This window comes from Nonomuraea candida, assembly GCF_000725485.1.
Taxonomy (GTDB): domain Bacteria; phylum Actinomycetota; class Actinomycetes; order Streptosporangiales; family Streptosporangiaceae; genus Nonomuraea; species Nonomuraea candida.
This window is the reverse complement of the sequence record NZ_JOAG01000142.1, coordinates 1-828: the sequence shown is the minus strand read 5'-3', so window position 1 is coordinate 828 and position 828 is coordinate 1. Positions and strand designations below refer to the sequence as shown.

Genomic DNA, 828 nt, shown 5'->3' with positions numbered 1-828 from the left:
GGTGGTTCAGGTGCTGGCGGAGGCGATGGTGAGGCCCTGCCAGCCGGTGCCGATGATCTGGCTGCCGAGGAAGGGGAGGCCGCCGGCATTGGTGCCGCTGTTGTTGGGGTAGTAGCGCATCTGGCCGGTGGGGTCGATGCCGAGGATGTCGGCGGCTCCGTCGCCGCTGACGTCGAGGGCGATCAGGGTGGTGAAGCCTTGCCAGCCTTGGCCGATGTCGTGGTTGTGGCCGAAGGGGCGGGTGGGGGAGGCTCCGATGCTGTTGGGGAACAGGAACATGTGGCCGTTGGGTTCGACGCCGAGCAGGTCGGCGTGGCGGTCGCCGGTGACGTCGCCGAGCAGGATTTTGGTGAAGCGGTCCCAGCCTTCGCCGATTTTGGTGCCGCCGCTGAAGGGGACGCCGCCGGGGTTGGTGCCGCTGTTGTTGGGGTAGTACCAGAGGTCGTTTTCGGCGCTGATGCCGAGGATGTCGGCGGCTCCGTCGCCGCTGACATCGGCGGCGAGGAGTTTTTTGAAGCCTTGCCAGCCTTGGCCGATGGCGCGCTGGGTGGTGTAGGGCTTGCGGTCGGGGTTGATGAGAATGTTGTTGTCGTACTGGTACATGGTGCCTTCGGGGTTGACGGCGATGGCTTCGGCGAAGCCGTCTCCGGTGACGTCGGCGGCCAGGACGTGTTGGAAGGCGGACCAGCCTTCGCCGATGGCGCGCCAGCCGGCGTAGGGGCGGCCGCCGTCGTTGATGAGGATGTTGTTGTCGTATTGCAGGAGCTGGCCGTCGGCGCGGTAGGCCAGCAGGTCGGCGAACCCGTCGCCGGTCACGTCACTCACCGA

General features: G+C 66.9%; 1 protein-coding gene. It reads right to left on the bottom strand.

Features of this window, described 5'->3' with window-relative positions; all coding sequences use genetic code 11:
* Positions 1-6 precede the first annotated feature (6 nt).
* A partial coding sequence (locus IO39_RS43420; RefSeq protein WP_043637686.1) for a tachylectin-related carbohydrate-binding protein occupies positions 7-828 on the bottom strand: 822 nt, incomplete at its 5' end.